General features: G+C 64.6%; 18 protein-coding genes and 1 tRNA gene. 7 read left to right on the forward strand and 12 right to left on the reverse strand.

From position 1 onward, the window contains the following. The first annotated feature begins 116 nt into the window (after positions 1–116). Both AB7F49_RS14920 and AB7F49_RS14925 read left to right on the forward strand, forming a co-directional pair. Positions 117–395 (forward strand): hypothetical protein, encoded by a 279-nt coding sequence (locus AB7F49_RS14920; RefSeq protein ID WP_428523631.1) that lies wholly within the window; start codon positions 117–119, stop codon positions 393–395. 79 nt (positions 396–474) lie between these two features. After that, positions 475–552: transfer RNA gene (locus AB7F49_RS14925), tRNA-Pro, on the forward strand. Positions 553–620: 68 nt separating this feature from the next. Here AB7F49_RS14925 and AB7F49_RS14930 read toward each other — a convergent pair. Continuing rightward, the gene (locus tag AB7F49_RS14930) at positions 621–935 is read right to left on the reverse strand and encodes a c-type cytochrome (RefSeq protein ID WP_428523633.1); all 315 of its coding nucleotides are present in this window, start codon (positions 933–935) and stop codon (positions 621–623) included. 106 nt (positions 936–1041) lie between these two features. On the opposite strand from AB7F49_RS14930, the gene AB7F49_RS14935 reads away from it, so the two are divergent. Further along, on the forward strand, positions 1042–1830 hold the full coding sequence (locus AB7F49_RS14935) for a DUF2189 domain-containing protein (protein WP_428523635.1): 789 nt from the start codon (positions 1042–1044) through the stop codon (positions 1828–1830). Positions 1831–1837: 7 nt separating this feature from the next. Here AB7F49_RS14935 and AB7F49_RS14940 read toward each other — a convergent pair whose 3' ends face one another. Further along, on the reverse strand, positions 1838–2245 hold the full coding sequence (locus tag AB7F49_RS14940; protein WP_428523637.1) for a hypothetical protein: 408 nt from the start codon (positions 2243–2245) through the stop codon (positions 1838–1840). Between the two features lie 221 nt (positions 2246–2466). Between AB7F49_RS14940 and AB7F49_RS14945 the strand changes: the two genes are divergently transcribed. Next, complete coding sequence (locus AB7F49_RS14945) at positions 2467–3000, forward strand: VOC family protein (protein ID WP_428523639.1); 534 nt, start codon at positions 2467–2469, stop codon at positions 2998–3000. Positions 3001–3023: 23 nt separating this feature from the next. On the opposite strand, the gene AB7F49_RS14950 is transcribed toward AB7F49_RS14945, so the two are convergent. Then, complete coding sequence (locus AB7F49_RS14950) at positions 3024–3218, reverse strand: hypothetical protein (protein ID WP_428523641.1); 195 nt, start codon at positions 3216–3218, stop codon at positions 3024–3026. A 462-nt stretch (positions 3219–3680) separates the two neighbouring features. Between AB7F49_RS14950 and AB7F49_RS14955 the strand changes: the two genes are divergently transcribed. Both AB7F49_RS14955 and AB7F49_RS14960 read left to right on the forward strand, forming a co-directional pair. Continuing rightward, on the forward strand, positions 3681–4742 hold the full coding sequence (locus tag AB7F49_RS14955) for a GNAT family N-acetyltransferase (RefSeq protein WP_428523643.1): 1062 nt from the start codon (positions 3681–3683) through the stop codon (positions 4740–4742). Beyond that, positions 4739–5692 carry a cupin-like domain-containing protein gene (locus tag AB7F49_RS14960; protein WP_428523645.1) on the forward strand — a complete coding sequence of 318 codons (954 nt, stop codon included), beginning with the start codon at positions 4739–4741 and terminating at the stop codon, positions 5690–5692. The genes AB7F49_RS14955 and AB7F49_RS14960 overlap by 4 nt, the downstream gene beginning before the upstream one ends. Positions 5693–5862: 170 nt before the next feature. Here the strand turns inward: AB7F49_RS14960 and AB7F49_RS14965 are convergent, their stop codons facing one another. The 6 genes from AB7F49_RS14965 to AB7F49_RS14990 all read right to left on the reverse strand — a co-directional run bounded on the left by AB7F49_RS14965 (position 5863) and on the right by AB7F49_RS14990 (position 10132). Next, positions 5863–6360 carry a MerR family transcriptional regulator gene (locus AB7F49_RS14965; RefSeq protein ID WP_428523647.1) on the reverse strand — a complete coding sequence of 166 codons (498 nt, stop codon included), beginning with the start codon at positions 6358–6360 and terminating at the stop codon, positions 5863–5865. Between the two features lie 70 nt (positions 6361–6430). After that, entirely contained in the window at positions 6431–6760 is a 330-nt protein-coding gene (locus AB7F49_RS14970; protein ID WP_428523649.1) for an integration host factor subunit alpha, read from the reverse strand. A gap of 162 nt (positions 6761–6922) precedes the next feature. Then, positions 6923–7900 carry a beta-ketoacyl-ACP synthase III gene (locus AB7F49_RS14975; protein ID WP_428523704.1) on the reverse strand — a complete coding sequence of 326 codons (978 nt, stop codon included), beginning with the start codon at positions 7898–7900 and terminating at the stop codon, positions 6923–6925. Further along, entirely contained in the window at positions 7894–8952 is a 1059-nt protein-coding gene (gene plsX, locus AB7F49_RS14980; protein ID WP_428523651.1) for a phosphate acyltransferase PlsX, read from the reverse strand. Before plsX ends, AB7F49_RS14975 begins: the two co-directional genes overlap by 7 nt. A 92-nt stretch (positions 8953–9044) precedes the next feature. Next, the gene (locus AB7F49_RS14985) at positions 9045–9599 is read right to left on the reverse strand and encodes a YceD family protein (RefSeq protein ID WP_428523653.1); all 555 of its coding nucleotides are present in this window, start codon (positions 9597–9599) and stop codon (positions 9045–9047) included. A gap of 8 nt (positions 9600–9607) precedes the next feature. Beyond that, entirely contained in the window at positions 9608–10132 is a 525-nt protein-coding gene (locus tag AB7F49_RS14990; RefSeq protein ID WP_428523655.1) for a ubiquinol-cytochrome C chaperone family protein, read from the reverse strand. A gap of 103 nt (positions 10133–10235) precedes the next feature. Here AB7F49_RS14990 and AB7F49_RS14995 point away from each other — a divergent pair, with 103 nt between their 5' ends. Beyond that, positions 10236–10709 (forward strand): outer membrane protein assembly factor BamE, encoded by a 474-nt coding sequence (locus AB7F49_RS14995; protein ID WP_428523657.1) that lies wholly within the window; start codon positions 10236–10238, stop codon positions 10707–10709. A 153-nt stretch (positions 10710–10862) separates the two neighbouring features. Here the strand turns inward: AB7F49_RS14995 and AB7F49_RS15000 are convergent, their stop codons facing one another. From AB7F49_RS15000 to AB7F49_RS15010, 3 genes are all read right to left on the reverse strand, one after another. Further along, positions 10863–12989: a sodium-translocating pyrophosphatase gene (locus tag AB7F49_RS15000; protein WP_428523659.1), complete on the reverse strand. Its 2127-nt coding sequence runs from the start codon at positions 12987–12989 to the stop codon at positions 10863–10865. 510 nt (positions 12990–13499) lie between these two features. Beyond that, positions 13500–14717: an MFS transporter gene (locus tag AB7F49_RS15005; protein ID WP_428523661.1), complete on the reverse strand. Its 1218-nt coding sequence runs from the start codon at positions 14715–14717 to the stop codon at positions 13500–13502. Positions 14718–14787: 70 nt separating this feature from the next. After that, positions 14788–16023 carry an alpha-hydroxy acid oxidase gene (locus tag AB7F49_RS15010; RefSeq protein ID WP_428523663.1) on the reverse strand — a complete coding sequence of 412 codons (1236 nt, stop codon included), beginning with the start codon at positions 16021–16023 and terminating at the stop codon, positions 14788–14790. Positions 16024–16037 lie beyond the last annotated feature (14 nt).

A 16037-nucleotide genomic window follows, 5' to 3' on the forward strand; every position in this document is an offset into this window, starting at 1 on the left:
CGCGTCCGTTTCATCATCCATACCGGCCGCACCGCTCTGGCCTGAGGCGGACACGGATCAAGCCCATCGGCAACACGCTGCCCCATCTCCACATCGGTTCAATCAAGGGAGCCCGAATGGCCAAAAGTCCGCTTTCACTGAAATCCAAGGAACCCGCCGCTGCCACAGCGGAGGCTGACCAGGCCGACGTGGTGTTCGAGCCGCAATCGCAAAAGCGACGCCCGGAAGCCGGCCGATATCGCCTTCAGGTCGACCGGCAGACCAAGTCGACCCATGCCACGTTCGAGGCGGCCCAGGCCCAGGGCCTGATCATCAAGAAGAAGTTCGCCCAGGTCCAGGTCGCGATTTATGATACCCAGGCAAGCGCCAACACGATCCTGGAGCTTCCGGCCTAGGGTGGCGCTGGAGGCGCGGCTTCCCGTTCGGCAATTTGAGCCTTGCGCGAAAAGCCGGGAATCCCTAGACAAACCGCGTCGGAGCGTGGCGCAGCCCGGTTAGCGCACTAGTCTGGGGGACTAGGGGTCGTGGGTTCGAATCCCGCCGCTCCGACCATTTTTCCGTCCAGCGATCCTTCACGAAGCCCGGCGAAAAAGCCTCCCGCCTGCGGCCTGCGCTGGTACTCACCGCTCCTTCAGCGTCAGGATATAAGCCACGATGTCATCGGCCTCGCCGCGCTTCAGGATAAAGTTCGGCATGTTGTCGTGGCTGGAGCGCAGGAACACGTTGAGCGAAAGCGCGGTGGTCGACGGCCGCCCTGCAATCTCGACGAAGTCCGGCGCGCGCTTCATGCCCTGAACCGTCTTGATTCCGGTAGCGTGGCACTCGGCGCACCATGCCTCTGCGAGCCGTCGCCCCGCCGCCGGATCGCCGACGGGTTGCGCCGCGGCCGTAACGGCCGCCAGCATAGCCAGTGCGAGAACCATGGCCCGCCGCATCGCTGAATCCTCCGCAAACAGATGACCGCATGCAAGGCCGCGTTGCCTTGATACGGATCAACGATTCAGCGCCCCGGCCATCTTACGGTCAATACGGGGAAGATGAATGACGACCATCTCCGGCAAGACCGACCCGGTGGTACGGCCGGTGTCCTTTGGCGATGTCGCCGAAGCCCTGATCGCTGGGCTGCGGGATTTTCAGGCAGAGCCCCTATACGGGATCGCGCTCGGCGCGATCTATTGCGTGGCAGGCGTTGCGATCGTGCTCAGCGTCACGACGCTCGGCATGAGCTACCTCGCCTATCCGCTCGCCGCCGGCTTCGCGCTGATTGGGCCGTTTGTCGCAACCGGATTCTACGAAATCAGCCGCAAGCGCGAGACCGGCGAAGCGGCCTCGTTTGGCGACATCTGGCATGCAATGACCAGTCGCAGCGAAATCGGCTGGATGGCGTTCGTAACGCTGTTCGTCTTCATCATGTGGATGTACCAGGCGCGGTTCCTGATGGCGCTGTTTTTCGGCCTGAACGCGTCCTTCACATCGCTCTCGCAGTTCGTCGCCGTGGTGCTCGGCACCAACGAGGGCCTGATTTTCCTCCTGGTCGGCAACGCGGTCGGCGCAATCCTTGCGCTGGTGCTGTTCTCGCTGACGGTGGTCTCGTTCCCGCTGCTGCTCGACCGCGACGTCGATTGCGTCACCGCGATGATCACAAGCGTGCGGGCGGTGGTGCGAAGCCCCTGGCCGCTGATCGCTTGGGCGGGGCTGATCGTGGTGCTGCTCGTGGTGTCTGCGCTGCCGCTCTTCCTGGGGCTGATCGTGGTGCTGCCGGTGCTCGGCCATGCGAGCTGGCATCTCTACCGCCGCATCATCGTGCCTGCATCGTCCTGCGCCGGCTGAGCGGAAATCAGCTCCCCGACTGCAAGCCACGCCATCGGGATTCGAAAGAGCCGTCATCCACGACCGGGGTCGGCCAGACCTCCGGCTTGCGTGTATGCGCGGCAGCAGGCTCCGGTGCGGGCTGTCCGCCGCCGCCCCGGCCGTCTGTGGTGGCCTGCTTGGCCTCCACTTCATCGACCGGTTGTGTCGCTTCCGCTTCGGCAACATTTGACTTCGGCCATTGCAACGCGGATTTCGGCATCATGGGCTTGCCTTGATACCAGCATTTGCGCCCCTCGATGAGGCGATAATACCAATGCCCCTTCGGTGCGGCGGGCACTTCGGCTGCGCATTGAATCGTCCGAGCGATCGACGCCGATGCAAAAAGGCTCGCGCAAACGAGGATTGTCGCAGTCAGGATCAGCAGGCGTTTCATTCCGGACTCCTCTTCCTGAGGATTGACGGTCTGGGGAACTTCGCCCCAGAGGAACCATCGAAGTGTGGTCCGGTCGTGAGGGATCGAGGTCAAAACTGCGGTCAGGTGATGGTCTCTGATCGCACCGGCGCATGATCTTACCAGCTTCCGCCTTTTGACCTGGATCAACGCCCTCGCGCGCAAGCGACGCTCGAATGCGTTCACACGCCGAGGAGTCCGCCATGAAGGTCGAACAGATTCATCACGTCGCCTATCGCTGCAGGAATGCCAAGGAGACCGTCGCCTTCTACCAGACGGTGCTCGGCATGGATTTCCTGATGGCGATGGCCGAAGACCGCGCGCCCTCGACCAAGGCGCCCGACCCCTACATGCATGTGTTTCTGGATGCCGGGAACGGCAACGTCCTCGCCTTTTTCGAACTGCCGAAATCACCGCCGATGGGCCGCGATCCGAATACGCCGGACTGGGTGCAGCACATCGCGTTCCGAGTGAAGGATCGCGAGTCCATGCTGGAAGCCAAGGCAAATGCCGAGGCGCTCGGATGCACGGTCGTCGGCCCGACCGACCACGCCGTCTTCCAGTCGATCTATTTCTTCGATCCGAGCGGCAACCGGGTCGAGGTCACCTACATGACCGCGAAGCCGGGCCAGCTCGACGAACTGAAAAAGATCGCGCCTGCGATGCTCGATGAATGGGATCGCACCAAGCAGCCGCCACGACAGGCGGCCTGGGTTCATCAGCAGGAATTCGCCTGAGCGGTTCAGCCCGTCCCGGCGGGTCAGTCGAGGTTGGCGATCACGGCCCGGCCGCGTTCGGTCAGGGCCACGGTCGAACGCAGCGCATCGGCGCGAATGCCGACCAGCCCGCTCCAGCACAGCTTCTCGCCCTCGATGGTATCGCAGAAGACCTTGAGCGGCAGTTCGCCGGTCATGAGCTTCTTCAGTTGCGAAACCTGGAACGTGGTGAGCGGCATGGCGGCATTTCCCTTTCCAAAAGCCCGTTGGCCTTTGGTCGCGCGGAGGCGACGGGCGGTTCATTCCCGCCGGGTCCGGGCAAATTTGCGGTGAATGCGAGGAATTTCGGCCGTAATTGGCGTTAGCAAAAGGTTTGCGGCCGGAAGGCCACACCCGCGGGCGCACTTTCGAAGAGTGCGGCACGGCTTCGTTAACCGTGCCCCACTAAAGCCCGCCGGCACGCGTCTGGATAAAGCCATCGGTCACGCTTCCGGCCTATCTCCGGGGCATCGCGTTCAGCCATGGCGTTGCGTTTCATGCGTGCTCCGGCCTCTGTGGATCAGGTCACCACATCCGCGCCTCCGCTGGCGGCACGGGCGAACGCGCGGCCTCGCCTTGCCGCATCGGCTCCCGCGGCATCTGCGACCCGCGTTCTGACCCCACTCGGTTCGGTGCCGGTTCCGGCCTGGGAGAGGCTGGCAATGCAGGCTGTCGAGCCGAATGCCTGCTACCTGCCACTCTGGGCGCTCGCGGTCGCAGAGCATGCGCGGGGGCGCGGCGGAGCGCTTGCGTTGATCGCGCGCGATCGCAGCACGCCCGAGCGCCTGACGGGATTGATGCCGGTTCGCTGGGCGAGGCAGGCTTTGTCCCTTCCCGTCCCCCTGCTCGTCTCCTGGAACGCCTACGCACCATTCTCGGTGCCGCTGCTCGATCGCGACAATGCGGAACATGCCGCGGGTGCCCTGATCGACGCCGCAAGAGCCGCCGGCGCGCGCGCCCTGCTTCTGCAATCGGTCGCGACGTCCGGACCCGCCTATGCCGCCATTGCGGCCGCACTCGCGCAGCGCGGACTGAGCGGACGGGTCATGCGCAGCTATCGCCGCGCCGGGCTTGATGCTCAAGCGGACGCGGAAGCCACGCTCCGTGCGGCCCTCAGTATCAAGAAGCTGAAGGAATTGCGCCGCCAGCGCAACCGGCTGGAGGATAACGGTGCGGTCATGTTCGAGACTGCGTCTGCGCCCGACCGGATCGGTCCTGCGCTCGAGGCCTTCCTGGCGCTCGAAGCCCGGGGCTGGAAAGGCCATTGCGGAACCGCGCTCATCCAGCACCCGGGCGATGCCGCTTTCATCCGGCAGGCAGCACCGGCACTGGCCGCCCGCGGACAATTCGAGGTGGTCAGTCTGTGCCGCAACGGCGAAACCCTCGCAGCAGGCCTGATCCTGCGCGACCGCGGACGCGCATTTTTCTTCAAGATCGCAATGGATGAAAACGAAGCGCGTACCTCGCCGGGCGTGCAACTCACCCTCGATCTCACCAGGCATCTGTGTGCCGATCCGGCGGTCGCATTCGCGGATTCGTCGGCCGACGGCGAACACCCGATGATCGACCATGTCTGGCGCGAACGCATCACGATCGCCGATGTCTTGATCGCATTGTCGCCGCGCGATCCGGCCGCCACGGTGATCCAGGCGCTGCTGTCCGCCCGTTATCGCGCCATCAATTTCGTAAAGACCCTCCGGCGTATCAGGGAGAGACTGCCATGAAGTTTTTCGAGCCGACCGACACCGCCGCGCTCACGCACGCGTTTCCGCACATGCCGTTTGGGCTGCGGCACCGCTTTGCCGGCAACCCGCTGCTGACGCTGCCCAAGCTCGCCGAACTGGTGCGCGAATTGCCGCGCGACCGGATCGAATACAATTCCGGCAAGGCTGCCATCAGCCAGCGCCCCGAGACCACGCCGACTCTCGACCTTGAGCCTGAGGCCATCGTACACAACATCGAGTCCGCAGGCGCCTGGATGGTGCTGAAATCGGTCGAGCAGGACGAGGCCTATCGGGTGCTGATCGAGGACGCCTTGATGGAAGTGGCGCGCATGCGCGGCCATCACAGCCTCAAGGCGGCCGGATTCGAGGATATCCGGGGCTTCATCTTCGTCTCGTCGGCCAACTCGACGACGCCGTTCCATGCCGATGCCGATGAAAACTTCTTCTTTCAGGTTCACGGCGACAAGTTCTTCCACGTCTATGACAATCGCGACCGTTCGATCGCCTCCGAAGAGGCCCTCGAATCGAGCGCGATCCGGCATCGCAATCTGCCCTATGAGGCGAAATTCGACGCCAAATGCACCACCTACAGGCTGCAGCCCGGCGACGGGGTATTCGTGCCCTATCAATGGCCGCACTGGGTGCGCACCGCCGACCGCTATTCGATATCGCTGTCGCTGACCTGGAAATCCGACGAGGTCCGGCGCCGCAACGACATCTTCGCGGTCAATTCGATGCTGCGCAGCGTCGGCATGCCGCAAAACCCGCCGGGCATGAATCCCGCGCTGGACACCGCGAAGGTTGCGGTGTTCCGCGCGGCATCCGCCGCGGTTGAGCCGCTTCGCCGCAACGAGGGAATGCGGCGGGCCATCCGTCGCCTCGTGAAGGGACGCGACGCGAATTATTATTACCGCGAGCCGCAAAAGCCGAGAGACGCGAAGGCGTCGTAACGCTGTCTCCGTTCGCGTCCCGCAGTGAAAAACGTGTCACCAATACGTGAACCGGATCGCGGTCCGGTGCGACTGATGGTCAGGCGCGGTCAAGCTCCGGGCCTGTCCGCCGTAGGGCATTCCAACGATGGTGCCGTGCGGACTGGCCGCGCCTTGCATCTCGCGAGGGGCTACTCGACCCGCCCCTGCATCGCGTAATCGAGCAGGCGGCGGCACTCACTCAGTTCGAACAAGGCGGCCTGAAGCCGGCGCAGATCCTCGCGCGACATCTGAGCGCGAATCGCCGCCGGCGTAGCCTGCGGACGAGGTTCGGCTGCCGCCGGCATTTCCTCGATCATCTCCTCGGGATGGACGCCGTCCTCGTCCTCGACCGGACCATGCGAGGGCTGCTCGGCGCCCGGTTGCCAGACACCCTGAACGAATTTCAGTCCCTGGTCGCGCAGGATTCGCTGCACGCCGCGGATCGTATAGCCCTCGCCATACAGCAGATGATGAATGCCGCGCAGCAGGTCGACATCATCCGGCCGGTAGTAGCGGCGGCCGCCTGCGCGCTTCATCGGCTTGATCTGGCTGAAGCGCGTCTCCCAAAAGCGCAGCACATGCTGCGGCACGCTCAGATCGTCGGCAACTTCACTGATGGTTCGAAATGCGTCGGGCGCCTTGTCCAACGAATTCCCCCGATTGCTGTGCGATGCGAAAAAATGTTCGGAACCGGTCCGCCCTTTCGGAGTGACCCGATCAATGCATGTCGGTGTCGTCGGCGACGTCCGGACCGGCGTCACCGTTGATCTTCTGCTTGAGGATGGCCGATGGCTTGAAGACCATCACGCGACGCGGCGAAATCGGCACTTCCTTCCCGGTCTTCGGATTGCGGCCGACCCGCTGGCCCTTCTTTCGCACGACGAAAGAACCGAAGGACGACAGCTTCACGGTCTCGCCGCGCTCCAGGCAATCGGTAATCTCCTTGAGCACCTGCTCGACCAGCGTGGCAGACTCCGTCCGCGACAGTCCTACCTTCTGGTAGACCGCCTCGCACAGGTCCGCGCGTGTTACCGTTTTCGCCGCCATCGCCCGTAGCCCCTACCCGGCGATCCTTGTTATTTTACAAGACGATATGGACTTACTTTTCCATGGTCAACCGAAGAAAGCCGTTCAACTGCGTCATTAAGTGACCCGGCAGCCACTTGCGGAAACCGGTGTTGTGGCGCAGTGCCTCCGGCCGGTACGAAATTACATCCGCACCAGAGATGCGCCCCAGGTAAAGCCGCCGCCCATCGCCTCGAACATCACCAGGTCGCCCTTTTTGATCCGGCCGTCGGCGATGCCCGCGCACAATGCGAGAGGAATCGAGGCCGCCGAGGTGTTGCCATGCTTGTCGACGGTGATGATGACCTTGGCCGGGTCGAGCCCGAGCTTGATGACCGAACCGTCGATAATGCGTCGATTGGCCTGATGCGGGACGAACCAGTCGAGGTCCCGCGCGGTATAGCCGGTGGCCCTGAACGCATCCTTGATCACATCGGTGATCATAGAGACCGCGTGCTTGAACACCTCCTTGCCCTCCATTCGCAGATGTCCGACCGTCTGCGTCGAGGACGGGCCGCCATCGACATAGAGCTTCATCTTGTGGCGGCCATCCGACCGCAGATGCGTGGTGAGAATGCCGCGGTCCGTCATTGCGCCGGGCTGTTCCTGCGCCTCGATCACCACGGCCCCCGCCCCGTCGCCGAACAGCACGCAGGTGGTGCGATCGGTCCAGTCCAGGATGCGGGAGAAAGTCTCGGCGCCGATCAGCAGCGCACGCTTCGCCAGCCCGGTTCGCAGCAGGCCATCGACGGTGCCGAGACCGTAGACGAAGCCGGAGCATACCGCCTGCAGGTCGAAGGCAAAGCCCGCGGTGATGCCAAGTCCGGACTGAATGGAAACGGCGGTGGCGGGGAACGTGTTGTCCGGGGTCGAGGTCGCGCAGACGATCAGGTCGATGTCGTGCGGCGCCAGGCCCGCGTCCGCGAGCGCGGCCCGCGCCGCCTTGATGCCGAGGTCGGACGTGAGTTCGCCATCCGCCGCGATATGCCTTTCGCGGATGCCGGTCCGCTGGACGATCCAGTCGTCGGTGGTGTCGACCATGGTGGCGAGTTCGGCATTGGTGAGGGTGCGTTCCGGCAGATAGCTGCCGGCCCCCACGATCACGGAGCGCAATGTCACGATGCGGCTCCGGCCACCGGCGCTTCAGCCGCCACCCGCGCTTCCGGAACCAGCGCCTGCTCAATCTTCGCCTTCAGGTCGTTGCGCACCATCTCGTAGCCGATATCGACCGCCGCGGAAAACCCGCCCGCATCGGCGCCGCCATGGCTCTTGATTACGATCCCGTTCAATCCCACGAACACGCCGCCATTGGCCCTGGCCGGATCGATCTTGGCAGCCAGCTTGCGGAACGCGCCGCGCGCGAACAGGTAGCCGATCCTCGTCCAGAGCGTCTCCTTCATTGCGGCCTTCAGATAACCGGCGATCTGTCGCGCCGTTCCCTCCGCCGCCTTGAGTGCGATATTACCTGCAAAGCCTTCGGTCACCACCACGTCGACGGTGCCCTTGCCGATATCGTCGCCCTCGACGAATCCGGAATAGTTGATGTGTGGGAGGTTTCGCTCCCGCAAGAGCTGCCCGGCTTCGCGCACTTCATCCAGTCCCTTCACTTCCTCGACGCCGATATTCAAGAGACCGACGGTCGGCCGGTCGATATCGAGCAGAATGCGAGCCATCGCGCTGCCCATCACCGCCATGTCGATCAGCTGCTGGGTGTCCGCACCGATATTGGCCCCGAGATCGAGCACCACCGATTCGCCGCGGAGCGTGGGCCAGATCGCGGCGATCGCCGGGCGTTCGATTCCGGCCATGGTCCGCAGATGGATTTTCGCCATCGCCATCAGCGCGCCGGTATTGCCGGCCGACACCGCGACATCGGCCTCGCCCTTCTTGACCGCGTCGATGGCAAGCCACATCGATGACTTCCAGCGGCCCTGCCGCAGGGCCTGGCTGGGCTTGTCCTCCATCTTCACCGCAACATCGGTATGGATCACGCGCGATACTGCCTTCAGGCGCGGATGTGCCGACAGCACCGCCTCGATCTCGTTCGCCATGCCGAAAAACAGGAACTCAGTATCGGGATGACGCCCCTGCGCGAGCGCGGCGCCGGGAATAACCACAGCGGGGCCATGGTCGCCCCCCATGGCATCGAGCGCGATGCGGACCTTTGCTGGCATGAGCCGACCTTAGCGGAGCCCCGGGAACACAGGAAGGCGGCAAGAACAGGCGCGGACCATAGCCATTGGCGCGGCGGATACAACCACCCGGCCTATTTCCTTCCGGACGGGGGCTTTTTTGCCGGGTCTCGCAGCGCCTCAAGCGCGGAGAAAGGGCTGTCCGCAGGCTCGTGAGGTGCGCCGGACTCGAAGACAGCGCCCGCCTTGCGCGGATAGGGGTCGATGCCGAGCAGGAAATATTCGGTGGCAATTGCTCCAAGGTCCACAATGCCGTCGGGCAGGGGTTCAGGCGGTTCGGCATCGGTCATCCCGAACGAGGCCGCCCCTTCTTCGTTCCCGAGCGTTTCGGCTGGCCCCGGAGCGAATGTCACATCGATCGCCTCATGCAGATTCTGCTCGACCGGTTCGAGGGTTACTACGCAATTCTGACCGACAGTCGCAACAACTTCGCCGGTTACCTGAAGCCCGTTCACTCCGCGACGGCGCAAATCGAAGCTTGCTTCCAGCCGCGGCAGATCGCGCAGATTCGCGGTCCGCATCAGCGCAGCGCGCACTCCCGCATCGGCCTCGATGACGACGTGAAGTCCCTGTTCAGGCACCTCTGCAAGCGCGATGCGCCGGCTCCAGGACTGATCGCGATCGGTCATCGTCTTCCTCAACGCAGTCCGGCAGGATCCGGCCAGTCAAGCCGGCCGCCTGCAACCGCCGTGGCGGGCTGGCGCTCCAGTGCCTGCGCTGCCGCCTCGACATAATCCGCGAGCGAATCGATCGCCTCCCGGTCCTGATCCGCGAATACATTGCGGCGGAGCGCTCCCCGCAACGCCTCGCGGTCCGAGGCCTTCAGGGCGGAAATATAGGCTCGGTACCGTCCAAAAAAAGCTTCGCCAAGGCGCCGCATGTCCTTGGGAACCTTGAGATCGCTGACCCCCTGCTCCCGCAGATGGTCGTCCACGTCGCGGCAGAATCGATCGAAGGCTGCCTGCCCCGCGGCCCGGGAGGGCTCGTCGGCGCGCGCAAGCCGCTCGAAGACCAGCGCCAGATGCAGCATCAGGAGATCCAGCCGGCCGTTAACCGTATCCGCGACCCCGTAATCGCGGTAGAAGACAGGCGCGCGCGCCTGCGCCACGATGGCGCCATAGAGGGCCTCGATGGTGGAGGCTTGGGGAGTCCGGCGGAACATGTTTAGCATCGGTCCTGTTTTAGGGCCGGCCGGCAGGTATCGCCAGAGCGCCCATGGTGCAATGGGTTGCAATGGCAAGGCAATCGGGGGCTGATCGACCGGCATGACGTCCGAAAGCCGCATTTTGGGCTCTTCTCCCGCTCGCCGGCGTGGCGGCGCGGTCGCCTTTGCGCTGGCCTGCGCGCTTGCGGTGTCCGGCTGTGTGGTGACCGAACAGACGTTCCAGCGCGGCTATGTGGTGCCGGATGGAGCGCTGGAGCAGATTCCGCTGGGGTCGAGCCAGGAGCAGGTGCTGATCGTGCTCGGCACGCCCTCGACCGTCGCCACCGTCAGCGGCGAGGTCTTCTATTATATTTCGCAGCGCGCCGAGAAGGCCGCGGCGTTCATGCCGCAGAAGGTGGTCGATCAGCGCGTGATCGCGGTCTATTTCGACAAGGAACGCCGTGTGGCACGGCTTGCCGATTACGGCATCAAGGACGGCAAGGTGTTCGATTTCGTCAGCCGCACCACGCCGACCGGCGGCAACGAGATGTCGTACCTGACCTACATCTTCAAGATCGTCGGCATGGAAAACTGAGGCGCAGCCAGCGCGCGCACATCAAGCGATCCGGATACTCAGACGGCCGCCGCGTCGGAGGCGAACCGCGTTCCCGGACAAAAATGCGTTCACAAAAAGAGAGAGCCCCGCGCGATGGCGGGGCTCCCGTCGGTCCTGGCTCTGACTTCAGCTTCAATGCGCAAGGATTGCGAGCAGCAGCAGCGCCACGATGTTCGTGATCTTGATCATCGGGTTGACCGCCGGGCCGGCCGTATCCTTGTACGGATCGCCGACCGTGTCGCCGGTCACCGCGGCCTTGTGGGCTTCCGAACCCTTGCCGCCGAAATGACCGTCCTCGATGTACTTCTTGGCGTTGTCCCAGGCACCGCCGCCAGAGGTCATCGAGATCGCGACGAACAGTCCGGTCACGATCACGCCGAGCAGCATGGCGCCGACCGCCGAGAAGCCGGCCGACTTGCCGGCGGCTCCGCCGCCCGCGATGAAGTAGATCGCGAAATAGACGAAGATCGGCGACAGCACCGGCAGCAGCGACGGGATGATCATCTCCTTGATCGCAGCCTTCGTCAGCAGGTCGACGGCACGGCCGTAATCGGGCTTGCTGGTGCCCTTCATGATACCCGGGTTCTCGCGGAACTGCCGGCGCACCTCTTCCACGATGGAAGAGGCCGCGCGGCCGACCGCGGTCATGCCCATCGCGCCGAACAGATACGGCAGCAGCCCCCCGAACAGCAGGCCGACCACGACATACGGATTGTTCAGCGAGAAGTCCGGATTGACCCCGACGAAATACGGAGTCTTCGAGGCAATGAAGTATTTCAGGTCCTCGTTATAGGCCGCGAACAGCACCAGGGCGCCGAGACCGGCCGAGCCGATCGCGTAACCCTTGGTGACCGCCTTGGTGGTGTTGCCGACCGCGTCGAGCGCGTCGGTCGACTTGCGGACCTCCTTCGGCAGGCCGGCCATTTCCGCAATGCCGCCGGCATTGTCGGTGACCGGCCCGAAGGCATCGAGCGCGACGATCATGCCGGCAAGAGCCAGCATGGTGGTGGTCGCGATCGCGATCCCGAACAGGCCTGCAAGCCCATAGGTGATCAGGATGCCGGCGATGATGACGATCGCGGGAAGCGCGGTCGCTTCCATCGAGATGGCAAGACCCTGGATCACGTTGGTGCCGTGGCCGGTCACCGAGGCTTCGGCGATCGACTTCACCGGACGGAAGTTGGTGCCGGTGTAGTATTCGGTGATCCAGATGATCAGGCCGGTGACCGCAAGACCGACGATGCCGCACATGAACAGCGTCATGCCGGTGAAAGTCACGCCCCCGCCCGTCTTGTAAACGACGTTGAACCCGATCATCAGGTGCGTGACGATCGCGATGCCCACGAGCGACAGCACGCCGGTTGCGATCAGGCCCTTGTAAAGCGCGCCCATGATCGACTGGTTGGCGCCGAGCTTCACGAAGAAGGTGCCGGCGATCGAGGTGATGATGCAGACCGCGCCGATCGCGAGCGGATAGATCATCAGGCTGGACAGGGCCGGCTGGCCGGCAAAGAAGATCGCGGCAAGCACCATGGTCGCGACCGCGGTCACCGCGTAGGTCTCGAACAGGTCGGCCGCCATGCCGGCGCAGTCGCCGACATTGTCGCCCACATTGTCCGCAATGGTCGCCGGATTGCGCGGATCGTCCTCCGGGATTCCGGCCTCGACCTTGCCGACCAGGTCGCCGCCGACATCCGCGCCCTTGGTGAAGATGCCGCCTCCGAGTCGGGCGAAGATCGATATCAGAGACGCACCGAAGCCGAGCGCCACCAGCGCGTCCACCACGGTGCGGCTGTTCGGGGCAAGGCCGAGATGCACGGTCAGGATCATGTAGTAGACCGCGACGCCAAGAAGCGCGAGGCCCGCCACCAGCATGCCGGTAATGGCGCCGGCCTTGAATGCGATTTCGAGCCCGCCCGCGAGCGACTTCACCGCCGCCTGCGCAGTGCGCACGTTGGCGCGTACCGAAACGTTCATGCCGATGAAGCCGGCGGCGCCCGACAGGATCGCGCCGACCGCAAAGCCGATGGCGACCAGCCAGCCCAGCAACAGTCCGACGATCACGAAGATGACGACACCGACGATGCCGATGGTGGTGTATTGGCGTTTCAGATAGGCCTGCGCGCCCTCACGGACCGCGGCGGCGATCTCCTGCATCTTGGCCGAGCCGGCGTCGGCTTTCATGACCGACATGGTGGCCCAGGCGCCGTAAACCACGGCAAGCAAACCGCAGGCGATGATCACCCACAAAGCTGTCATTGAAGTCCCCGATGATGTGGAAGGAGCCGGGCGAGGCCGGCTCGCTGCTTGAGAACGGGCGCGCGGAATCGCCTCCGCCCGGCCTCAAAATCGCGCGGACATTGCCAAAAACGAATCTGCAAAGCAACCGGTCAAACAGCAGGGCCCGCCACGATTTTTGAGGGTTTTCCGGGGTCCTTTCGGTCGTTTGCCGCGACGGCCGGGCCCGAAGCCGCCACCCCGGCTGTTCGGCGTCTGCCGTGGCGGGGCCGGCCGGATACCGTTTACACCGCCCGGATCAGGGTGAGTGAGCCGGATTTGCTTTGTGGTCCCGGTGGTCAACCTTGGATCGGTCAGATGCGGCCGCGGGTTGCAGGCGAACGACTGGCCGCCCAGGGCGGTGAGGTAAGAACGGTGATGGTGCGGGCGAACCGGCGCATGGGCATGTCTTTGTGACATTGACCCGGCAGCGGGGAAGAACCATGCCCCCCGGACCAAGCCTCCCGCAAATCCGCGGAAATTGCAGCGTTGTCAGGCGGCCGGATTGCGGCGCTGTTGCAGCGACAGCCAGCCGAGCAGGATCGCCGCCGACAGCACGACCGGAAACACGATCTCGTTCACCGCGGCCCAGCCATAGGTCGCCAGCACCTTGCCGGATCCGAACGAGCCGATCGCCATCGACCCGAACACCAGAAAATCGTTGAAGCTCTGCACGCGGTTGCGCTCCTGCGGCCGATGCGTCTCGGTTACCAGCGTGGTCGCTCCGATGAAGGCGAAATTCCACCCGACCCCGAGCAGCGTCAGCCCGACCCAGAAATGCCAGAGCGTGATCCCGGCGATGCTGACCCCCGCGCTCGCGAGCAGCATGACGAAGCCTGCGGCGATCACGCGCGCCGGTCCGAAGCGGGCAATCAGCGAGCCGGTGAAAAAGCTCGGCACATACATGCCCAGCACATGCCATTGCAGGCCGAGCGCGGCATCGGCGACGCTGTGATTGCACTCGATCATGGCGAGCGGGGCTGCGGTCATCACCATGTTCATCATGGAATAGCTGGCGATGCCGCAGACCACGGCGACGATGAATTTCGGTTGCCGCGCGATCTCCGAAAGCGGACGCCCTGCATTCGCCTTCGTGACCGCCGGCGGCATCGGGATTCTGAGCAATGCCAGCATCAGGCCGGCCACCACCGCAATCGCCGCCTGTGCGAGATACGTTGCCGCAAACAGATAGGGCGGCAGGAGGTCCTTGGTCGCAATCACCACCTGCGGCCCGATGATGGCTGCGAAAATGCCGCCGATCAGCACCCAAGAAATGGCCTTCGGCCGGAACGCATCGCTTGCCGTATCGGCGGCGGCAAAGCGATAGGCCTGATGTGCCGCCGCATAGAGCCCGCAGAAGAAGGCGCCGAGATTGAACAGCGGGAACGAACCATACAGAACCGCGACGCAGCAGGTCAGCCCGGTCGCAACTCCGAAGACCGTGCCGATCTGAAACGCGGTGCGGCGGCCGTAGCGGCGGGCGAGCGCGCCGACCGGCAGCGTGCCGAGCCACAGGCCGATCACATAGATCGAGATCGGCAGCGTCGCCAGCGTCTTGACCGGCGCAAGCATGGCGCCCGCGATTGAACCGGTCGCAATCAGCACGGTGTTGTTGGCGCCCGCCAGTGCCTGACCGATCGCGAGCACGATCGCGTTGCGGCGCGCCAGCGCGTCGTCGATCAGATGGTGGCCCTCGGCGGCAACCGACATCGCAAAATTCCCCGGAACGCGCGCCTACATATCGGGCCGTCTGAATATTAACCAGCGCCAAATGGGCAGGTCAGAACTGCCATGCGCTCGCGTGGCGGATCGACAAGGCGCGCAGCGCCGCCATGTCCGGCGCGCCGAGCTGCCGCATCGCAACCGAGACCTCCTCGATCAGCATCGTGGTGACATAATCCGCCCCGTCTGCGCCGATGGCGCCGACACCATAGAGGAACGCCCTGCCCGCGAGCGCCGCCTGGGCGCCAAGCGCCACCGCGCGGACCACATCGAGGCCCGACCGAACCCCGCTGTCAAACAACACGGTTGCCTTGCTGCCGACCGCAGCGACGATGGCAGGAAGCATATCGATCGCGGCCGGTGCGCCCTCGAGTTGCCGTCCACCGTGGTTTGAAACCTGCACCCCGTCGAGCCCGATCGACACCGCCTTCTCGGCATCGGCGGGATGCATCACGCCCTTGATCACCATCGGGCCCTTCCAGGCATCGCGGTAGCGCTTGAGTTCCTCGAAGGTGAAGGCGCCGCCAACCTCGCGCTGCGCGAACCAGGCAATGTCGGCCTTGCTCGGATTGTCGCCGCAATAGGGAGACAGGCACGGAAAGCTCGGCTGTCCGTTGCGCAACAGCGCCGACACCCAGCCCGGCGAGATTGCGGCCTCCAGGATCGTGCGCAATGTCGGACGGAACGGCAGCGTCAGTCCGTTGCGCAATTCGCCAGGCCGCTTCGCCCGTCCCGGCGTATCGACGGTGACAACCAGCACATGCGCGCCGGCAGCCTGCGCGCGGCGCACCAGATCGAATCCAACCCTGTGATCGTCCTTTGCGAGCCGGTAGAGCTGGAACCAGATCACATCGGGTGCGAGTTCCGCGGCCTCCTCCAATGCGATGCCGCTGACGGTGCCGGCCGTGTATGGAATGCGGGCGCGTTGCGCGGCACGCGCCAGATGCCGCTCGGCGCCCGGCCAGAACACGCTCTGCAGACCCATCGGCGCAATGCCGAGTGGCGCGGAATAATGCCGGCCGAACAGCGTCACATCGGTTGCGACCGGACCTTTGTCGGCTCCGGTGCGGGGCACCATCTCGATCGCGTCAAGCGCACCGGCGTTGCGCCCCACGCCGAGATTCTCTCCCGCCCCGCCCGCGACGGTCTCGTAGCCGAGCGAGGGGACGCGCCGAGCGGCGGCTTTGCGCAAATCCTCGACGGTCGGAAAGCGGCGGCGCAACTGCGCCTCCCGCGAATGGCCGGACACGCCCCAGCCGGTGGGCGCAGCCTTGGCTGCGGTGCGGTCATGCATCGGTATGTCTCCCA

The sequence above is a fragment of the Pseudorhodoplanes sp. genome, assembly GCF_050250235.1.
In the GTDB taxonomy this organism is placed as follows: Bacteria; Pseudomonadota; Alphaproteobacteria; order Rhizobiales; family Xanthobacteraceae; genus Pseudorhodoplanes.

Coding starts and splice junctions, on each gene's coding strand:
- AB7F49_RS14920 (WP_428523631.1), top strand. CDS start 117: ATGGCCAAAAGTCCGCTTTCACTGAAATCCAAGGAACCCGCCGCTGCC.
- AB7F49_RS14930 (WP_428523633.1), bottom strand. CDS start 935: ATGCGGCGGGCCATGGTTCTCGCACTGGCTATGCTGGCGGCCGTTACG.
- AB7F49_RS14935 (WP_428523635.1), top strand. CDS start 1,042: ATGACGACCATCTCCGGCAAGACCGACCCGGTGGTACGGCCGGTGTCC.
- AB7F49_RS14940 (WP_428523637.1), bottom strand. CDS start 2,245: ATGAAACGCCTGCTGATCCTGACTGCGACAATCCTCGTTTGCGCGAGC.
- AB7F49_RS14945 (WP_428523639.1), top strand. CDS start 2,467: ATGAAGGTCGAACAGATTCATCACGTCGCCTATCGCTGCAGGAATGCC.
- AB7F49_RS14950 (WP_428523641.1), bottom strand. CDS start 3,218: ATGCCGCTCACCACGTTCCAGGTTTCGCAACTGAAGAAGCTCATGACC.
- AB7F49_RS14955 (WP_428523643.1), top strand. CDS start 3,681: ATGCAGGCTGTCGAGCCGAATGCCTGCTACCTGCCACTCTGGGCGCTC.
- AB7F49_RS14960 (WP_428523645.1), top strand. CDS start 4,739: ATGAAGTTTTTCGAGCCGACCGACACCGCCGCGCTCACGCACGCGTTT.
- AB7F49_RS14970 (WP_428523649.1), bottom strand. CDS start 6,760: ATGGCGGCGAAAACGGTAACACGCGCGGACCTGTGCGAGGCGGTCTAC.
- plsX (WP_428523651.1), bottom strand. CDS start 8,952: ATGCCAGCAAAGGTCCGCATCGCGCTCGATGCCATGGGGGGCGACCAT.
- AB7F49_RS14985 (WP_428523653.1), bottom strand. CDS start 9,599: ATGACCGATCGCGATCAGTCCTGGAGCCGGCGCATCGCGCTTGCAGAG.
- AB7F49_RS14990 (WP_428523655.1), bottom strand. CDS start 10,132: ATGTTCCGCCGGACTCCCCAAGCCTCCACCATCGAGGCCCTCTATGGC.
- AB7F49_RS14995 (WP_428523657.1), top strand. CDS start 10,236: ATGACGTCCGAAAGCCGCATTTTGGGCTCTTCTCCCGCTCGCCGGCGT.
- AB7F49_RS15000 (WP_428523659.1), bottom strand. CDS start 12,989: ATGACAGCTTTGTGGGTGATCATCGCCTGCGGTTTGCTTGCCGTGGTT.
- AB7F49_RS15005 (WP_428523661.1), bottom strand. CDS start 14,717: ATGTCGGTTGCCGCCGAGGGCCACCATCTGATCGACGACGCGCTGGCG.
- AB7F49_RS15010 (WP_428523663.1), bottom strand. CDS start 16,023: ATGCATGACCGCACCGCAGCCAAGGCTGCGCCCACCGGCTGGGGCGTG.